The 17,186-nt window shown below is 31.8% G+C and carries 16 protein-coding genes; 7 read left to right on the top strand and 9 right to left on the bottom strand.

Translation table 11 applies throughout. The features are described 5' to 3' along the window. Nucleotides 1-63 precede the first annotated feature (63 nt). Entirely contained in the window at nucleotides 64-1,980 is a 1,917-nt protein-coding gene (gene dnaK / locus GCL57_RS10975) for a molecular chaperone DnaK (protein ID WP_152213397.1), read from the bottom strand. Between the two features lie 276 nt (nucleotides 1,981-2,256). Between dnaK and GCL57_RS10980 the strand changes: the two genes are divergently transcribed. The 4 genes from GCL57_RS10980 to GCL57_RS10995 are packed head-to-tail and all read left to right on the top strand — an operon-like array spanning nucleotide 2,257 to nucleotide 5,890. Continuing rightward, on the top strand, nucleotides 2,257-2,922 hold the full coding sequence (locus tag GCL57_RS10980) for a DedA family protein (RefSeq protein ID WP_211363256.1): 666 nt from the start codon (nucleotides 2,257-2,259) through the stop codon (nucleotides 2,920-2,922). A 28-nt stretch (nucleotides 2,923-2,950) separates the two neighbouring features. Then, a complete protein-coding gene (locus tag GCL57_RS10985) occupies nucleotides 2,951-3,616 on the top strand; it encodes a site-2 protease family protein (protein ID WP_152213398.1) in 666 nt (221 codons plus the stop codon). Between the two features lie 17 nt (nucleotides 3,617-3,633). Beyond that, the gene (locus GCL57_RS10990; protein ID WP_152213399.1) at nucleotides 3,634-4,698 is read left to right on the top strand and encodes a hypothetical protein; all 1,065 of its coding nucleotides are present in this window, start codon (nucleotides 3,634-3,636) and stop codon (nucleotides 4,696-4,698) included. Beyond that, on the top strand, nucleotides 4,691-5,890 hold the full coding sequence (locus GCL57_RS10995) for a site-specific DNA-methyltransferase (RefSeq protein ID WP_152213400.1): 1,200 nt from the start codon (nucleotides 4,691-4,693) through the stop codon (nucleotides 5,888-5,890). Before GCL57_RS10990 ends, GCL57_RS10995 begins: the two co-directional genes overlap by 8 nt. Here GCL57_RS10995 and GCL57_RS11000 read toward each other — a convergent pair. Continuing rightward, nucleotides 5,865-7,340, bottom strand: coding sequence for a nitrilase-related carbon-nitrogen hydrolase (locus tag GCL57_RS11000; RefSeq protein WP_152213401.1), 1,476 nt, complete (start codon nucleotides 7,338-7,340; stop codon nucleotides 5,865-5,867). The genes GCL57_RS10995 and GCL57_RS11000 overlap by 26 nt on opposite strands. 64 nt (nucleotides 7,341-7,404) lie before the next feature. Further along, nucleotides 7,405-8,766, bottom strand: a complete 1,362-nt coding sequence (locus GCL57_RS11005) for a response regulator (protein ID WP_152213402.1) — start codon at nucleotides 8,764-8,766, stop codon at nucleotides 7,405-7,407. Nucleotides 8,767-8,877: 111 nt separating this feature from the next. Here GCL57_RS11005 and GCL57_RS11010 point away from each other — a divergent pair, with 111 nt between their 5' ends. Both GCL57_RS11010 and GCL57_RS11015 read left to right on the top strand, forming a co-directional pair. Further along, a complete protein-coding gene (locus GCL57_RS11010; protein ID WP_152213403.1) occupies nucleotides 8,878-9,723 on the top strand; it encodes a chemotaxis protein CheX in 846 nt (281 codons plus the stop codon). A 254-nt stretch (nucleotides 9,724-9,977) separates the two neighbouring features. After that, nucleotides 9,978-10,466, top strand: a complete 489-nt coding sequence (locus GCL57_RS11015; RefSeq protein ID WP_152213404.1) for a hypothetical protein — start codon at nucleotides 9,978-9,980, stop codon at nucleotides 10,464-10,466. A 150-nt stretch (nucleotides 10,467-10,616) separates the two neighbouring features. Here the strand turns inward: GCL57_RS11015 and GCL57_RS11020 are convergent, their stop codons facing one another. Further along, nucleotides 10,617-11,735, bottom strand: coding sequence for a tetrahydrodipicolinate N-succinyltransferase N-terminal domain-containing protein (locus tag GCL57_RS11020; RefSeq protein WP_211363257.1), 1,119 nt, complete (start codon nucleotides 11,733-11,735; stop codon nucleotides 10,617-10,619). 477 nt (nucleotides 11,736-12,212) lie between these two features. On the opposite strand from GCL57_RS11020, the gene GCL57_RS11025 reads away from it, so the two are divergent. After that, a complete protein-coding gene (locus GCL57_RS11025) occupies nucleotides 12,213-12,881 on the top strand; it encodes a YceI family protein (protein WP_152213405.1) in 669 nt (222 codons plus the stop codon). Between the two features lie 145 nt (nucleotides 12,882-13,026). Here GCL57_RS11025 and GCL57_RS11030 read toward each other — a convergent pair whose 3' ends face one another. From GCL57_RS11030 to GCL57_RS11050, 5 genes are all read right to left on the bottom strand, one after another. Beyond that, entirely contained in the window at nucleotides 13,027-13,860 is an 834-nt protein-coding gene (locus GCL57_RS11030; protein WP_152213406.1) for a hypothetical protein, read from the bottom strand. Between the two features lie 406 nt (nucleotides 13,861-14,266). Then, nucleotides 14,267-14,569, bottom strand: a complete 303-nt coding sequence (locus tag GCL57_RS11035; protein ID WP_152213407.1) for an Hpt domain-containing protein — start codon at nucleotides 14,567-14,569, stop codon at nucleotides 14,267-14,269. 24 nt (nucleotides 14,570-14,593) lie between these two features. Then, nucleotides 14,594-15,004, bottom strand: coding sequence for a response regulator (locus GCL57_RS11040; protein ID WP_152213408.1), 411 nt, complete (start codon nucleotides 15,002-15,004; stop codon nucleotides 14,594-14,596). Between the two features lie 46 nt (nucleotides 15,005-15,050). Further along, nucleotides 15,051-15,974 carry a flagellin N-terminal helical domain-containing protein gene (locus GCL57_RS11045; RefSeq protein WP_152213409.1) on the bottom strand — a complete coding sequence of 308 codons (924 nt, stop codon included), beginning with the start codon at nucleotides 15,972-15,974 and terminating at the stop codon, nucleotides 15,051-15,053. A 234-nt stretch (nucleotides 15,975-16,208) separates the two neighbouring features. Then, nucleotides 16,209-17,168 carry an NAD(P)H-dependent flavin oxidoreductase gene (locus GCL57_RS11050; protein ID WP_152213410.1) on the bottom strand — a complete coding sequence of 320 codons (960 nt, stop codon included), beginning with the start codon at nucleotides 17,166-17,168 and terminating at the stop codon, nucleotides 16,209-16,211. Between the last annotated feature and the right edge of the window lie 18 nt (nucleotides 17,169-17,186).

The raw sequence follows: 17,186 nt of genomic DNA on the forward strand, positions 1-17,186 counted from the left end.
TTTTTTATCAAAAAAAACCTCCTCAAAATTAATTGAGGAGGTTTTTATAGGATTTGAACCTAATTATGAGTTAGATTCAAATTCAGCATCAACAACTCCATCTTTATTTTTAGAGTTACTTTGTTTATTGGTATCACCAGTCTCACTTGCGGTTTGTGCTCCACCTGGTTGAGCTCCTGTATTTTTGTACATTTCTTCAGCAAGCTTGTGTGCTTTTGCTTCAAGAGAAGCGATAGCAGCTTCAAGTGCAGCTTTATCTTCACTCTTTGTTTCAAGAACAGAGCGAGCGCTTGTAAGTTCGGATTCAAGAGATGACTTCATTTCTGCTGGAAGCTTGTCGCCATTTTCGCGTAAATTCTTTTCTGTTTGGAAAATAATGCTGTCGAGCTTATTGCGTACATCAATTGTTTCACGACGTGTTTTATCCTCTGTTGCATGGCGTTCTGCATCTTCCATCATACGTTTGATATCAGCTTCAGAAAGACCGCCTGAATTTGTTACTGTAATTTTTTGCTCTTTGCTTGTGCCAAGATCTTTTGCAGATACATTTAAGATACCGTTTGCATCAATATCAAATGTAACTTCAATTTGCGGAACTCCACGTGGTGCTGAAGGAATTTCAGATAGATTAAAGCGACCAAGCGAGCGGTTGTCGCGCGCCATTTCACGTTCACCTTGGAAAACACCGATTTCAACACTTGTTTGGTTGTCTGCAGCAGTAGAGAAAATTTGGCTTGCACGCTTTGGAATTGTGCTGTTGCGTTCAATAAGCTTTGTAAATACACCGCCTAAAGTTTCAATACCTAAGCTAAGAGGAGTTACGTCAAGTAAGAGAACGTCTTTAACTTCACCGCCAAGAACGCCTGCTTGAACTGCTGCTCCTACAGCAACAACTTCGTCAGGGTTTACAGAGCGGTTTGGCTCTTTTTTAAAGAACGCTTTTACTTTTTCGCCAACTAAAGGAATACGAGTTGAGCCACCGACCATAACGATTTCGTCAATTTGGTCGATGCTTAAGTTTGCATCGCGAAGTGCAGAACGACAAGGTTCAATGGTTTTGTCGATAATATCCATGATCATTTGCTCAAATTGTGAACGCATAAGACTAACGGCAAGGTGTTTAGGACCCGTTTGGTCAGCTGTTAAGTAAGGAAGATTGATGTCAACCTTAGTTTGGCTTGAGAGCTCAATTTTTGCTTTTTCTGCGGCTTCTTTTAAGCGTTGCATAGCCATTGGGTCTTTAGAAACGTCCATGGATGTTTGTTTTTTAAATTCAGCAACGAGAAAATCGATGAGGCGTTCGTCAACGTTGTCACCACCGAGGTGTGTGTCACCGTTTGTAGAAAGAACTTCAACAACGTTGTCACCAACTTCAAGAACAGATACGTCGAATGTACCGCCACCAAAGTCATAAACAGCAATTTTTTGATTTGTCTTTTTGTCAAGACCATACGCAAGAGCAGCTGCTGTTGGTTCGTTAATAATACGAAGAACTTCAAGGCCAGCAATTTTACCAGCATCTTTAGTTGCCTGTCTCTGTGAGTCATTAAAATAAGCAGGAACTGTGATGACTGCTTTTGTCACTGTTTGGCCAAGATAACTTTCTGCAGCTTCTTTTAATTTTTGAAGAACTTTTGCAGAAATTTCTGGTGGAGCCATGTCTTTGCCACCAATTTCAAACAAGATTTTGTCGCTAGGTCCTTTTTTTACAATGTATGGCATTTTATTGGCTTCATCTGTGCGTTCTGCGTAGTGACTGCCGATAAAACGCTTTGCGGAGTAAATAGTATTACGTGGGTTAGTTACGGCTTGGTTACGTGCAGCGCGACCAACAATAAATTCGCCATCGCGCGTGTATGCAACAACAGAGGGTGTTGTTCGTTCGCCTTCTTGATTAGCAATTACTTTGGGTTGGCCATTTTCCATAACTGCAACAACTGAGTTGGTTGTCCCTAAGTCAATACCGATAATCTTACTCATACTAAAAACCTCCAAGGTAAGGAAATGAAAATTAAGCTCTTTTTGTTGAAATAGAATTAAGAAAAGAAATTAGCATTTTTAGCTACTTATCGTTAGGCTAAAATACAGGTTGCATTCCTTTCCCTGCTTGCGAGGAACATAAGCATCGATTTTATTGTGTCAACACAGAAAGTCAGAAATCTCTTTTGAAGGCTGGGTATATATTTGCGTGCTTTGTTAGTATCAGTTAAATGAAGATACGCTGAGTTTATTTTCTCAATCAGTTTTGGAGTCGCCGTGTTGTTAGATAGCCTTATCGAATTTTTTACAACTTATGGTTATTTTGCTGTTTTTGGAGTTCTTTTACTTTGTGGGTTTGGACTGCCAATTCCTGAGGATATTACTTTAGTGGCGGGCGGAGTTATATCTTCAATTGCATGCACAGCGGATGGTTCCTTTTTGCAAGCCCTTGAAACCTGCCATCAAGTTCATGTTATGTTTGCTGTATCCATGGCAGGAGTGCTTATTGGTGACAGCACAATGTTTTTTTTAGGTTATATTTTTGGTGAAAAGCTTTTAAAAGTGAAGTTTTTTGCAAGAATAGTAACGGCTGACAGATACAAATGGGTGCAAGCAAAGTTTGAAAAGTATGGATTTTGGTTTATTTTTGCGGCACGTTTTATGCCAGGTTTAAGATCTCCTATTTTTGTTGTTTCAGGAATCACAAGAAAGGTTTCTTATATTAAATTTCTTTTAACAGACGGATTTGCTGCAGTTATAAGTGTTCCTCTTTGGATATATCTCGGATTTTGGGGAGAAAGACAGCTAAGCAATATAGCTGATATTGAGCACTATATTAAAAAAGGGCAAATGGGTGTCTTCACTGTTATTGGAATTGCTATTATAAGTTTAATTTTAATTTGGTTCGTGAAGAAAAAAATAAAAGAAAAAACTGGTTTTTAAATAAATAATAAATATTGGATGACAAAAAATGGGATCTATTTCAGAAACGACGATTGCTTTTGGTTTGCTTCGATACTTAGGTTTTTTAATTGCAATAACAATGTGTCAGGCTGGAGTTGCAATTATGGCTAAGAGAAAAGGTGATAATTCAATTCAAACCCAGCAAATGGCTACTTTAAACCCTCTTCCACATATTGATATTTTAGGAACTGTAATATTTCCTATTATAACTATTTTATTAAATTCACCTGTTGTTTTTGGATGGCCAAAACAATTTGACATTGATAGACGTTCGTTTCGCAATCCAAGAAAAGATATAAATATTGTCTATTCGTTTGGAGTCGGAATTAATTTTGCAATAGCATTCTTATGTATATTAATCCTTCGCTTTTCGGGTATAGGTGCTGTGATGCCAACTCCTACTTTAGACTTCACAAAACCAGAGCTATTATCTGGCTTAATTGTAACGCTCATTGGGATATCCAATATAACAATAGGAGCACTCTTTTTGTTGCCATTGCCCGGAATGGCTGGATGGAATATCTTAATCAATAATTTATCTTATAATAAAGCAAAGTTTTTAAATGAAAAAGCCACAATAATATCAATTGTAGGATTGCTTCTTATTGTGAGTGGAGTCTTGACATTCTATTTTAGAATATTCTTATTCCTATTTTTATTTGGCACTTATTAATTTATGGTTACCCTCTAATGGCAAATGATAAGACGTACACAATTTACAGTCACTCCGATGCGGATGGTGGTATTGCTGCAGCATTATTCTCTAAATTTATTAATGATAAATATGCAAAAAATGGTTGGAATATTGAAATTCAGCCAGTAAATCATGTGTCAAGTTTAGGTGAATGGAGTTTAATGGAAATTAAGTGGCCTTGTTCCATTTTAGACTTCACTTTACATCCTTCTTTATTAAGTGAAAGATTTTTTGCAAATAAATATGCTTTAGAAAAAAAAGGTGAAAGTAATAAATCAGTTCCAGATTGTTATTGGATTGATCATCATCCTACAGGTTCAAGTTTTCCATTTTTATCTGAGCTAAATACGGCTGAAATTCTTCCCAATGTCATCACAAAATGGGACACAACAGCAATTAGCACTCCAGGTTTGTTGAGAACGCATCAGCAAGAACTAGGACTGCCCATAAAGCTTATAAAAGAATACGAAGAGTTTATAGATTTTGCTGAAATTATTGATGGAGCTCTTTATGCAACTTGCGAAGCAGCACATGATTTTTCATCAACAGCTGTAAAGTTACAAGTTCTTTTTAACCCAGGACATCCTGCAATTGATAAATCCGTTTTGTATAAAAGAATAGTTCGGCAAATTGTAAAAAGCGCGTCTATCGAAGACCTTTTTGATTCTGATTTTATTTATTCCGCTATTTTTAATTTTGAAGAGCAAATTTTTAATAAGCAACTCCGTTTATATAAAAAAAATACTCGTCTTAAAGGAAAAGTTGCTTTTTCGAATTTTAGTGAGAGTAGAGAATTTGCTGGTATGGGGCGATTTATTCCTTATATGTTATTTGGTGAAGCCCAATATGCGTTGCATATCATGCCAAGTTTTAATAAAGGCTCTTCATCATTATCTTGTGGAATCAATCCTTGGAATAAACCTAAAGAGGCTTCAAAACATCTGGGTAATTATTTTGCAAAAAACTTTTCAGGTGGTGGGCACGCCTTTGTTGCTGGTGGAAAAGTTATGAGGCATGAATTTTCAAAAATTGAGCAATTATTAGAGTATTTAAATGAATGATTTTTTTATTGATTCTTTTTCAAATAAAAAAGTCCCACTTAGTAATATATTAAATTCAGTAATTGATGGCGATAACCTTTCTGTATTAGAAAAATTAAAGAAGTATTATGTAAATAAAGTTAAACTTATTTATATTGATCCTCCTTATAATACAAAACGAAAGTTTACTTATAATGATAATTTTGGAAGTCATTTGCAATGGTCAGAAATGATGCGACCTCGCCTTGAAGTTGCTTATGATCTTTTAAAAAATGATGGATTTATTTTTATCAGTATTGATGATAATGAAATACATTATTTAAGAATTTTAATGGATAAAATTTTTGGAGAAGACAATTTTAGAAATTGTATTATTATCCCACGTGGGGTGAAAAATGTTCAATCTCAATTTGTAAATTCTCATAGAATTACTGTTGGACATGAATATCTTTTATTTTATAGTAAAAATAAGAATTCTAAAATTAAAAAATTTGAATTCAATCGAATCGATTTGCGAAAAGGCAATTGGAATAATCACTGGAGAGGCACTGATCGTCCAAACTTACGCTATGAAATTTTTGGGATAACCCCGAAAATGGGGCAGTGGCGTTGGTCAAAAGAAAGAAGCGAAGCTGCTATCTTGAATTATTTAAAAATGTTTAATGAGCTGAAAAAAACTTCAGCTATTTTTCAGTTTGAAGATTTATTACAAAGATCAGATTTAATCGATAAATGGTATTTAGAAAACTACACTGAAAATAGAAAAATAGATCTTCTTCGACTGAATAAAAAAAATAAACCAGAGCATTATGTATCGCCGACCTTAAAGCGTACTGGCAGTGATATATGGACGGATTTAAAAAATACAGGAACTCATGATTTAAAAAGAATAATTCCTGAGGCAGCATTTGATATGCCAAAATCTTTAGCTCTTATCAAACGTATTATTCATTTAATTACAGAAGCAAATAATGAAGATATTATTATTGATTTTTTTGCTGGTTCAGGTACAACGGGGCAAGCTGTTTTCGAACAAAATCTTTTAGATAATGGTAATAGAAAAGTAATTTTAATTCAAATTTCCGAAAAAATATTAGGTCTTTCACAATATGAAATATATACGTTACCACAATTAGCCTATAAAAGAATTGAAATTTTTTTGAAACAGCAGAACATAGATTATAAGTTTAATTTTTTAAAGGACTCACTTTGAAATGCGTATATAAAAAAAGTATAAGATATAAAAATATTATTGATCCTGTAAAAAAGTGAAAGAGATATTTGTATTGAGAAAATATTGTATTGCTTGTTCCAACGGGTACTTTTGCTATAAAGTAAGTGTTTTCAGAACTTGATGTGGCCACTTTTTTTATGATTCTACCTGCTTCATCACTCGCCATAAGTATGCCTTGACTTGGAGCGCGAACAACAGAAAATCCTCCCTCTATTCCTCTAAATATTGCTATCCGTCCATGAAACCAACCATCTTTAATAAAATCTAATGCGGGGACGAACATAACCTTAGCGTTAAGTTTTGAATAGGCATGTGTTATTTTTTGAAAATCCATATCCTTACAGATTGCTATTCCAAATATAGAATCTTTAAAGTTAAATGTTACAAATGTTTTCCCAGGTGTAATTTCGGGAATATTATAAATGGTATTTACTTCATAATATGGTAATAAAAAATGCTTGTCATATGTAGAAATAAGATTACCATTTTCAGAAAATATCCAAGCAGAATTGTAAAAGATATTATTGCTATCAATTCTGCGAATTCCTAAGATAATAGTAACATTATATTTTATAGCAGCATCGGATAGCAATTTAGAAATATTAGATAATATTTTATAATTGATTGTAGTAATCTTTTCTGGAAAAAGTATAATTTTTGCGCCATTTTTGCTAAGCATAGGGATTAATGATATATAATGTTCTATTACTTTCTTTGAAGATTCTTCATTATTAATAATTGAAAATGAATTTAAATGGTCAGCAGAAGCCATGCCTATTATAATATTTTCGTGGCTATGACTGTCTAATATTTTAATTCTTGAGTATCCAAATAATATTGTGCAAATCATAATAAGTATTGGAAAAATAAATACTAAAATGCAGTTTTTTTTATTTTTTAATATTAAATAATATATAAAAATTGAGACTGCATATGGAAGAAAATAAAGAATAAAAGTAATTCCGTATATTCCAGTAATAGAAGCTAACTGAATGAGTAATTGAAAATCAATTTGTGTATAGGATAAACTATTAATTGTTCCATTTTTAGAAACGAGTGAAGAGCAGTATTCATATAGAGAATAGCATGATGGAGGAAAGAAAATAACATACCATTTTCGAATTTTTTGAAATAAAAATTTGCATAAAATAATTATTACTGAAAAAAATAAACTGTATTCTAATATACTAAAAATAATTGAAGGAAAATCATTAAAGTATTTATAATAACTGAGTCCTCCAAGAATAAAAGAAGAAAATGCAAGTATAAAAGTTCTTTTGTAGCTATTAAAAAATGAATAAATAAAAATCGGTATTGGAGCAATCCATAATAAAAAAGAAATATTATTAAAACCAGTTGAAAAAAAGTAGCAAATGGAACTAATGAGCATCAGAATTATAAATATAATTTTATCACTTTTGTTTTTCAATTTAAACCCTCCAGAATTGGAAGTTTAAATTATAAAAAAATATAAATAATGTCAATTTTATTTTCTAGTTACCAAAAGTAATAAATTCTTCTTCTGTAGAAGCGGGATTTGGAGACGGTTCTGGTGCCTTTACTTCATCATATCCACCCATTATAAAATCCATTTGCGATCCTGTTAATAAATATTTCTCTTTGCTTGGTTCAGTCGTTTGAGCTTCTTGCGGTTTTCCTGCTTGATTCGGGTCACTTTTTGTTTCTTTTTGTAACTTTTCTAAAAGCTTTTTAGGTTTTACATTCTCTTTTGGTGCTTTTTCTGAAGCTTTTTTTGCAAAATCGAGTGCTTTGGGAGAGTCTCCTAATTTAGAATATGCTAGAGCAATATTATAAAGTAATAAATGTTCTCTTTCTTGATCATCCAATACTTTTATTGCATTTTTATATAAAGAAATACCGTCATTATATTTTCCTGCCTTAACAAGAAGTATTCCTTTGTTATTAAAAAAGCTTGCAAGCTCTACCCCTTTTTTCAGGCTAGCAAGAATTTTTTTACTTTCATCTGTTTTTCCTTGTGTGGCAAGTGCTCTTCCCAGTCCGTAAGTTGCTCTTTCATCTGTTGGGTTCAGTTTTAAAACAGAATTAAAATTTTCTTCTGCTTTATCTGCTTCGCCTGATCCTAAATGTAATTCTCCCATAACAAGAAGTCTGTCAATATTATGTGGACTATATATTTTTGCTTTTTCTAGAACTTTCATTGCATCATCAAAGCGATTTGTTTTTATATAAACTTTTGACATTAAATTAAGAGCAACAATATGGTTTTGATCAATTTTTAAGACTTTATTTAAAAATTCTTCTGCTTTTTTTGCTTGCTGAGCTCTTAATAAAAGTTCAGCATAGAGGGTTAAAAAACGAAGAGACTTTGGATCTTGCTTTAATCTGGGTAATATTAGATCTTCAGCTTGTTTATATTTTTTCTCAATGAGAGCATTATTAAAATGTGTTTGAAAATTTTTGTCACTATTTGGATTTTTGTGTTGTTCGCCAAGTTCTCCAAGTCTAACAATAAATGCTTTTTCTGCTATTGGCTTTGAAACAGTTTCAAAAAAACTAAACTCAGAAAGTATAGCTTTATCTTCTCTACCAATGCTGCCAACTAAAGGAACACAAAAAGTGTCTCTTATTTTTTTTTCAACATGAGTTTTTATATATTGAACCAGCGCAATTCCGGCAAATATTGGCATACGAACATCGACAATAACCATATCGTAGGATTCTTTTGCTACTTCAAGTTCTTTTAATGCTTTTTCTGCGCTTAGAAAAGTTTTATAATTTCCAATCCCTAATTTTACAAATATTTTTTCAACTTGTGAAAGAATATCTGGATCATCATCAACTACCATAATGTGATTAAACGCAGATTGTGTCATTTTTTCCTCCGCCTGATCCTTCAGATTTTATCATAATTGCTCGATATCGCTTTATGTCAGTTAATTGCTATCAGTTCAATCTAAAACAGTGGATGAAAGAATGAAGGGAAAATGTCAAATCAAAACCCTTTAGAAAAAAAATTAGATAGATACTATGAAGATATCATAAATAAAATAATGGAAATTTTGCAAACACAAAAAGATATTCTTGGTGAGGAAAAAGAAATAAAAAAGGATATTGCAAAACTAAAGGAACATCTACTTGAAGCTAAAACAAATATTCATACAATCGAAAGTAAGCTTGCTGGTAAGAATTTTACAGCAGCCACTTCTTCCCCTTCACGTCAACCAAATGCTCCCATGGGCACTTCAACTGTAAGTGCTGCGAATCTTTCCACTATAGCTGCTGTAAATCAACCTCAACACACAGCTGCGAATCAGCCAGCATCTTCAAAAAGTTTAAAGGATTTTTTAGCGCAGGAATTCGCAATATTCGATGTAAAAGTTCTAAATGCGTTTATTAAATCGACTAAAGAAGTTGTGAAAACAAATACAAAAAATGATCCTACATTTTTAAAACCTGTCATTGAAGCAGGAATAATGTTGCCAATTATTATTGCGGGAAAAATGCCCTTATCAAGAGATAAGGGAAAAGGTGCAATGGCATTTTGTATGGCTTTAGAAGCTGCACAAGCAATTACTAAAGCTGTGTTCATGATGCCGGAAGATGGAAAAGTAACAGATGCTGATATTAAAGATGTTACAAGTGAAATATGCAATCAAATCTGTGGAAAATCAAAACTTACACTCAAAAATGAAGGGTATAGTTTTGAAATTGGTCTGCCAGAAATTCATCAAGGAAATCCTGACGAATTGTTAGCTAAACTTGGCCACCCTAAAGTCGCTTTGCATTTTGAATATTTAAAGAAACCATTTTTTGTCTTTTTCTGGGGATAGATTATTTTATTATATTTGTTTAGATTAAATTAATATATTTTAATTGTATAATTTAATATTTTATTATTTTTATTTAAGATATAATTAAACATTTTTATATTTTTTATTTTTATATTGTTGTCATGTTTATTGTGTATAAGTCATATCTTAAATTTTGTAGATTACCAGAAAAATAATTAAACTTATAATTGTAAACAATAAATAATCTGTTACATTAAATTCATCTCCGTCTAGTTATTTAAAAGGAAAGACTAATGAAATTGAAATGTGCTTTGTTACTTTTATCTGTTATGTCGAGTACGACTTATGCAAAAACATATAATTTAAATACAGTTATTAATAGTCAAAATATTAATCAAATGATAGATGCTATGGTTAAAACTTTTGATAAAGGTTCTGTCGATCCAACATTTCCTGTTGGTATTTCTGGGACATATGATTTAGATGATAATAATCGTCTTGTTTCTATTAACGTGGAACATGCGTCTTTTAGAGTCGTTAAAATTCCATTAATTGGAACTTATCAAACTGATTTATCTATATCAGGGAAAGTTGAAGCTGGTAACTGTGGAACAGTCACACTTGTTTCTCATAAAGTGAATTCGGGGAGTCCAGAAATAGTCAATCCATTATTTAATGAAAGATTGAAAGTTCGTGGAGCTAAAGCATTAGAAATTGGCATAAAGGAATCAGGGTTAAAAGCTTATTGTATTGCTCCAAAATATAATTTGTTTTTCTATTAGTATAAATTTAAAAGTTAATAGTTTTTAAAACTTAATATATAAAAGATTAAGACGGAGAGATAATAAACGAGTTAAGAATATTTTTCTTAACTCGTTTATTAATTATTTGATGCGAAAGAATTTAAAGATTAATTTCTCTATTCACTCAGTTTAGTTTGAATGCAAAATTGTGTTTAGTTCTACTGAATTTGTCTTAGAGAGAACTTCAATATTTCCTGTTTGAGAATTACGCCTAAATAAAAGATCATTTTTACCTGAAAAATCTTTTGCCTTTAATATTTTACCTTCAAATAGAACTTTGCTGCCAGCTGTAAGATAAAGACCGGCTTCTATTGTGCAGCGATCGCCAAGAGGAATCCCCAAGCCAGAGTTTGCTCCGAGCAAACAATTTTCACCAATTGAAATAATTATATTTCCCCCTCCAGATAATGTGCCCATAGTTGAGCATCCTCCACCTAAATCACTGCCTTTTTTAACAAAGACTCCCGCAGAAATACGCCCTTCAATCATATTGGGCCCTTCGCATCCTGCATTAAAATTTACAAAGCCTTCATGCATGATTGTAGTGCCTTCACCTAAATATGCGCCAAGACGAATGCGTGATCCATCTGCAATACGTACGCCAGAGGGGATGACATAATCCGTCATGCGCGGGAATTTATCGATTGAGTGTACTTGCAGACTTCGTCCTGTTGTCATTGCTTCCATTTTTCGAAGTGGTAAATCTTGTAAAGCTATAGCGCCTTCAGATGTCCAAGCAATATTGGGCAATATATTAAAAATACCTTTTAAATTAATGCCGTGCGGCTTAACTAGCCTGTGACTGAGTAAGTGCAAACGCAGATAAGCATCGGGAACTTCTTGTGGACCAGAATCATTCTCTGCCGATGCAATAAATGAAACAACAATAACTTTTCGATTTTCATTTGGGCTTTGCATGAATTTTTGCAAACTTTTTAGAAGATCAATATTTGCATGTTCTTTGCCATCATTTTCAAATGGTGTAAAATAACTTAATATTTCAGAAATTTGTTCATTGCTAACCTGATATGAATGTGTACCATTTTTATATCCAAATAAGTTTGCAAGTATTGCAGCTGTGGCAAAATTTGTCTGAAAGCTTGGTGAAGGAAAATAACTGTCGAGTAAGCAGCCATTCGTATCAATAGTTGCTATGCCTATGCCAAATGCTTGTGGCCGTTGGTAATCAATATTTTTTTCTATTTTTTCAATTATTTTATTAAATTCCGTCATATCTTTTACAAACATTTATTTATCTTTCATGCATAAGCTTAAGGGAAAGCTCATTATTTAAAAAATTTACATTTGTATAAGGACATAAATACCTTTGATAGTCAAGAATTATTTTCTTATTTCTGTAGACAAAAAGCTTTGTCGGCGAGATAATAATCAACTCTTAAATCTTTAATTGATGGTAATTATTTTGATATAAATCTTCGAACCTATTTCTGAAGAAGAAAATATTACACACAGTTTAAGAAAAAATTATAAAGCAAAATTATTGTAATATTTGTTTAATATAATCAGTGTATTTTTTAAGGTAATTCAAATTTGTAAGATGGGATTGGGATATGAAATAAGATTAATAATATGAAGACTTTGTTGCTGTAATTATCTAATATTAGTCGATAATATTTTAAATAAAATATTATCTTGACATGATATATTGATTGTGTAAGGTTCCAAACCTTGATTTATTTATCGTACTTTACTTAGAGGATCTTCATGTTATTAAATAAATTTAAAAAATATATACTCAAAACTATTATTTTAGCGTTGCCAATGACTTGCCAAGCTAAGTCTATTGAGTCACTGCCTCAAGCAAAGAATAATACATCTTCTATCTCATCCCCCGTTGGGCAAAGTTATGAGATTAATCCGCTTTACTCCAAAATTAGTTTTGAGGTTGATCACCTAGTCGTTAGTTCAGTTATGGGTGAATTTAAAGACTTTAAAGGTAATTTTAAATTTAATCCAAAAGATTTTTCTCAAACTGAATTAACTGCAAGCGCAAAAGCGTCGTCTATTGACACAGGGTTTAATCCAAGAAATGAACACTTAAAAAGTTCTGATTTTTTTGATGTTAATAAATATCCAGAATTAACATTTAAATCAATTTCGGCTAAAAAAACAGGGAAAAATACTTTAGATTTAATAGGCAATATGAGTATTAAAGGCGTAGTAAAGCCAGTAATATTTAAAGTTATATATAAAGGTGAGTTTGTAACAAAGGATGATATTAAACAATCATTTAAAGCTACTGCAAAAATTAATAGAAAAGATTTTGGAATGAATTTCCAAATGATTTTTGAAGCTACCCCAGCTATTGGTGATATAATTACGATAAGTATTACATCAGAAGGTGTTTATAAAATAAACGATTCTACGAAATAAAATATAAAACTTAAGAACTCCTTGATTGAGTTCTTAAGTTTTAAAGCTAATTAATTGGACTTTTAAAAAAAATTTAATTTCATTGTAGTTAATTTTTAAGAGTGTATCAATCTATTTGAATCTAAAAATAAAGAATAGTTAAATATTAGTAAACATTTTTAGGATGATATGATAACCATAAATTCTTATAAAGTGGCATGTTCCATGGAGCTTCGCAAGGAACCTTATTCTTCCAAAACTGAATCCCTGCCTCAACTTTGGGATGTTTACGATTACGATATACCCATCTCAATTCTGAGGCAGTTATATCTTGAGCCTTTAAATTTAATTTCTCACTATCTTGCATTTTCAATAAATTTTCATTAAAAATATTTTCCAAATTTTCAATGGAAAGAGACATATGCTCTTTTTTAAAGGAAAATGGAATTTTCTTGGGAACGATTTCAAGATCAAGGCCATCTAGTACAAAATGTATTTTGCCATTTCTAATTAGTAATTGATAATTTAAAAACATTTTACTTTTACGACGATCAAATAATTCGCATTCACCACTCTTAAAATAAGCATGGTATTTTGTAGAGTATTTTAAAGCTCGATCTTCAAATTGATCTGGTTTTTTCATATATTCAACATAATCTAAATATAATTGTAAATTATGCTGAATATTTTTGCGAGTATGCTCATTTAAAAATTTAAATTGAGCTATAATTTCAATCGGATAGTTTTTTTTTGATTTATCAATATATTTATAGCTATTTATAAATTGGGTTTCTAATCGTTTAGCTCTTATAGCTTTGGTCCGTTCATCTACTTTCTCACAAAAATTATATACAAATTGTAATAAATGTAAATCATGGTAAATTTTTGTTGTTTTTTGATTATTTAAAAGTTCAGCTTGAAATAAACTAATTGAAGTTCCTAGACCAAAAATTAAATCATAATGTTCTATTTTATTATTAAAAGGTAATGAAAACGGCATTACTAGTTACCTATATAGATTAAATTTTTAAATTAAATGCTCTTATAATAGGAGCCATAAATAGATTATACTAATTACCATAACCAGTAAATATTTTTTATTATTTTTCCAAGTCGAATATCAAAGCTCTATAAATTATATGTGAATTATTTTTGTAAAACCAATTTTTTTTAATCTAATTATAAAAATTTTACATTAAAAATAAATTTATAATTTTTATTCAATATTATATTAATGTTCAAAAAATTTCTTGCATTGTGAATACAAACATCAAATAACTGACATAAAAAGAATTATGTTCTAGTCAAAAGTCTTAGTATAAATATTTATCTTCATTTTCTTTATGCCTATCAGAAGGAAGTATTCCACCAAAATAAGTAAGGATTAGTGTGATAAGAGGTAATATTTATTCAAATTTAATATCAATATTTGCAAGATAGTTTTCAATTTTTTCAATGAGCTTTATAATGGTTTCTTCTTTTCGTACTTTTGCAGCATCTTCTATTTTCTTACCAATCTCACTGAGGTCTTTAAAACCATATGAGCCACATGTTCCTTTTAGTTTGTGGCCTAGAGATTCGACTAAGGAATAATCACCATCTTCCAATGCTTTTTGAATAATAACAATATCAGTTTTTCTTTTAATAAGAAATTCTGGAATAATTTCCTCAAAATCTTTATCTAAAACGATGGTTTTTTTCTTTCCCATTTTGTACTTCCATTATTTTAATAATCAATTTTTAATATATTTTTGAATTTCTTTCAGGAAATCATCTTTTTTAATTGGTTTAGTAACATGCGCTGTGCAACCTGCTTTCAAAGTTTCTCCTCCTCTTTCTTGTAAATCATTTGCAGTTAAAGCAATAATTGGAACAGGTTCTTTCTTTTCTGCTGCTTCCCACTTTCGAATTTCGCGCGTGGCTATCAGACCATCCATTATAGGCATTTGAACATCCATGAGGATGAGATCATATTTTTTATTTTTTATTTTTTCAAATGCAATTTCACCATTTTGTGCGAATTCATATTTATAAGGTGATTTTTTTAAATAAATAGACATGAGAAGGCGATTTTCTTCATTATCATCGACTATCAGAATAATATAATTTAGCTTAGAGTCTTTACTTGAATTACCTTCATCCATTTTAACCTACTTAAAAAAGAAATTGTTAGGATGGATATAAGAATACTCATCCTAACAAGCGTATTGCAAGTTGTGGTGTTTGATTGGTTTGAGCAAGAACGGCAACGCCAGATTGTTTTAGAATGGAAGTTTGGGCTAATTTAGCTGTTTCTTCTGCAAAGTCTGTATCACGAATGCGGCTGTTGCTGGCTGCGTTATTTTCAGCTTGAATGCTCAACTGATTGATAGTTGAATTTAGACGGCTTTGAATCGCACCCATTGTAGCTCTGTAGCCAGAAACTTTTGTAATTGCATCATCAATAACATTGATTGATTTTTGTGAATATTCTTTTGAACTCACGCTTGTTTTTTCATCTTCTTCAGATGTACCAAGATTAAGTCCTTCTTCATTTACCGTTGCATTTATGTTACTTAAGTCAATTCTAATTATGTCGGTTGGATTTATCTCATCTTTTCCATCAACACTTTCAAAAAAGTTTTTTCCGACTTGAATTTCGAGTGGATATGTATTTGATCTTTTCTTAATTTCATCTGGAACGTCGTCTTGGTTTCCAACTAACAGAAGGGTTCCATTAAATTCTGTAGTTTTTGATATACGTGTGATTTCATCTTTGAGTTGTCCAAATTCTTTATTTAGAAACCCTCTTTCAATATTTCCTATCGTATCGCTGGCTCCTTGAACAGAAAGCTCACGGAGTCGACTTAAAATATTTCCAATTTCATTTAATCCACCTTCTGCAGTTTGTATTAGAGACACACCATCGCTTGCGTTTCGTCTCGCCATCACAAGGCCGCGATAGTCAGCTTTTAATTTTTCACTAATTGCGAGTCCAGCAGCGTCGTCAGAAGCTTTATTAATTCTGAATCCTGATGATAGTTTTTCCATTGCAAGATTATTCATATCATTGCTTATGTTTAAGTTACGTTGTGCATTTAAAGATTGAACGTTGGTTGCAATGCGGAAACCCATAGTATTTAACCTCCCGACTACGAATTGCTGTCCTGCTGGGTTTGAAAATTTCTTGAGTTTTTTCTTAAGCAGGATGCAATTTTTTTGACTGCATCAAATTTGCATTCCATTAATCGAGTTAATGTGAAATCACTTTAGGAAATATTCATTAAAAAATAATTTATTTTTTTAATGATTTAATAAATTATTTGAATTTATAGATTAATTTTTAATTTTTATGAATTAATAAATTTGCTAAAGAATACTTTGTTTAGCAGCAATATATTCATGTTTAAGTTTTTGTACTAATTTGTTACAACTTAAAATTTCATTAACTTCCGAAACAATCTGACCAACTTCAAGCTCACCTTCTTGAATATTGCCATTGAGCATTCCTTCTTTTGCGCGTCCTTTGCCAAGAATTTCTTGCAACTGATCTTTTGTAGCGCAGGAGTCCTCAGCTTGTGCAATTTTTTTAGCAAATTCATTTTCAAGCAATCTCACTGGAACAAGTTTTTTCATTCGTAGAAAAGTGGAGTTGAATTGAGCCTTGCACATAGCCATTTTAAAATTTTCATGGGCCGAGCTTTCCTTTGTGGCTGCAAAAGCAGTTCCAATCTGCACAGCCTCTGCGCCCATAGCAAAAGCAGCTAAGATAGCAGCGCCAGAGCCAATGCCGCCTGCAACGATAATTGGAATAGTCAATTTATTGTAAATTTGTTGTAGTAAAACTAAGGTTGTTATTTCATCTCTTCCATTGTGGCCGCCCGCTTCAAAGCCTTCAACCACAACTGCATCTACACCCGCATCTTGACTTTTCTTTGCGAATTCAGGAGTGCTTGCAACATGCACCACAATGCAGCCTTCTTTTTTTAAGAAAGGGGTCCATGTTTTTGGAGAGCCTGCACTTGTGAAAAAAATGCGAATTCCTTCATCTAAAGCAACTTTAATTTGCTCTTCAGTTTTATTATATAATAAAGGAATATTTACGCCAATTGGTTTTTTTGTAAGTGATTTTGCTTTTTTAATTTGTTCCTTTAACAATTCAGGATGCATACTTCCCGCCCCTAAGAGACCAAGGCAACCTGCATCTGCGGCCGCAGCTGCTAAATTTCCTCCACTTACCCAAACCATTCCGGCTTGAATAATAGGATTTTCAATATTAAAAAGTTCAAGAATTCTGGAATTTGGCCATTTTATTTTATTTGAATTCATTTTTAAGCTCCATCTGAA

The organism is Fluviispira multicolorata (assembly GCF_009208585.1).
Lineage (GTDB): Bacteria > Bdellovibrionota_B > Oligoflexia > Silvanigrellales > Silvanigrellaceae > Silvanigrella > Silvanigrella multicolorata.

Bases quoted from the DNA above. Each gene is read 5' to 3' on its own strand.
- GCL57_RS11010 (WP_152213403.1), top strand. From the start codon at position 8,878: ATGTCAAATCAAAACCCTTTAGAAAAAAAATTAGATAGATACTATGAA.
- GCL57_RS11030 (WP_152213406.1), bottom strand. From the start codon at position 13,860: ATGCCGTTTTCATTACCTTTTAATAATAAAATAGAACATTATGATTTA.
- GCL57_RS11005 (WP_152213402.1), bottom strand. From the start codon at position 8,766: ATGACACAATCTGCGTTTAATCACATTATGGTAGTTGATGATGATCCA.
- GCL57_RS10995 (WP_152213400.1), top strand. From the start codon at position 4,691: ATGAATGATTTTTTTATTGATTCTTTTTCAAATAAAAAAGTCCCACTT.
- GCL57_RS11040 (WP_152213408.1), bottom strand. From the start codon at position 15,004: ATGGATGAAGGTAATTCAAGTAAAGACTCTAAGCTAAATTATATTATT.
- GCL57_RS11050 (WP_152213410.1), bottom strand. From the start codon at position 17,168: ATGAATTCAAATAAAATAAAATGGCCAAATTCCAGAATTCTTGAACTT.
- GCL57_RS11015 (WP_152213404.1), top strand. From the start codon at position 9,978: ATGAAATTGAAATGTGCTTTGTTACTTTTATCTGTTATGTCGAGTACG.
- GCL57_RS10985 (WP_152213398.1), top strand. From the start codon at position 2,951: ATGGGATCTATTTCAGAAACGACGATTGCTTTTGGTTTGCTTCGATAC.
- GCL57_RS11020 (WP_211363257.1), bottom strand. From the start codon at position 11,735: ATGTTTGTAAAAGATATGACGGAATTTAATAAAATAATTGAAAAAATA.
- GCL57_RS11035 (WP_152213407.1), bottom strand. From the start codon at position 14,569: ATGGGAAAGAAAAAAACCATCGTTTTAGATAAAGATTTTGAGGAAATT.
- GCL57_RS11025 (WP_152213405.1), top strand. From the start codon at position 12,213: ATGTTATTAAATAAATTTAAAAAATATATACTCAAAACTATTATTTTA.
- GCL57_RS11045 (WP_152213409.1), bottom strand. From the start codon at position 15,974: ATGGGTTTCCGCATTGCAACCAACGTTCAATCTTTAAATGCACAACGT.
- GCL57_RS10990 (WP_152213399.1), top strand. From the start codon at position 3,634: ATGGCAAATGATAAGACGTACACAATTTACAGTCACTCCGATGCGGAT.
- dnaK (WP_152213397.1), bottom strand. From the start codon at position 1,980: ATGAGTAAGATTATCGGTATTGACTTAGGGACAACCAACTCAGTTGTT.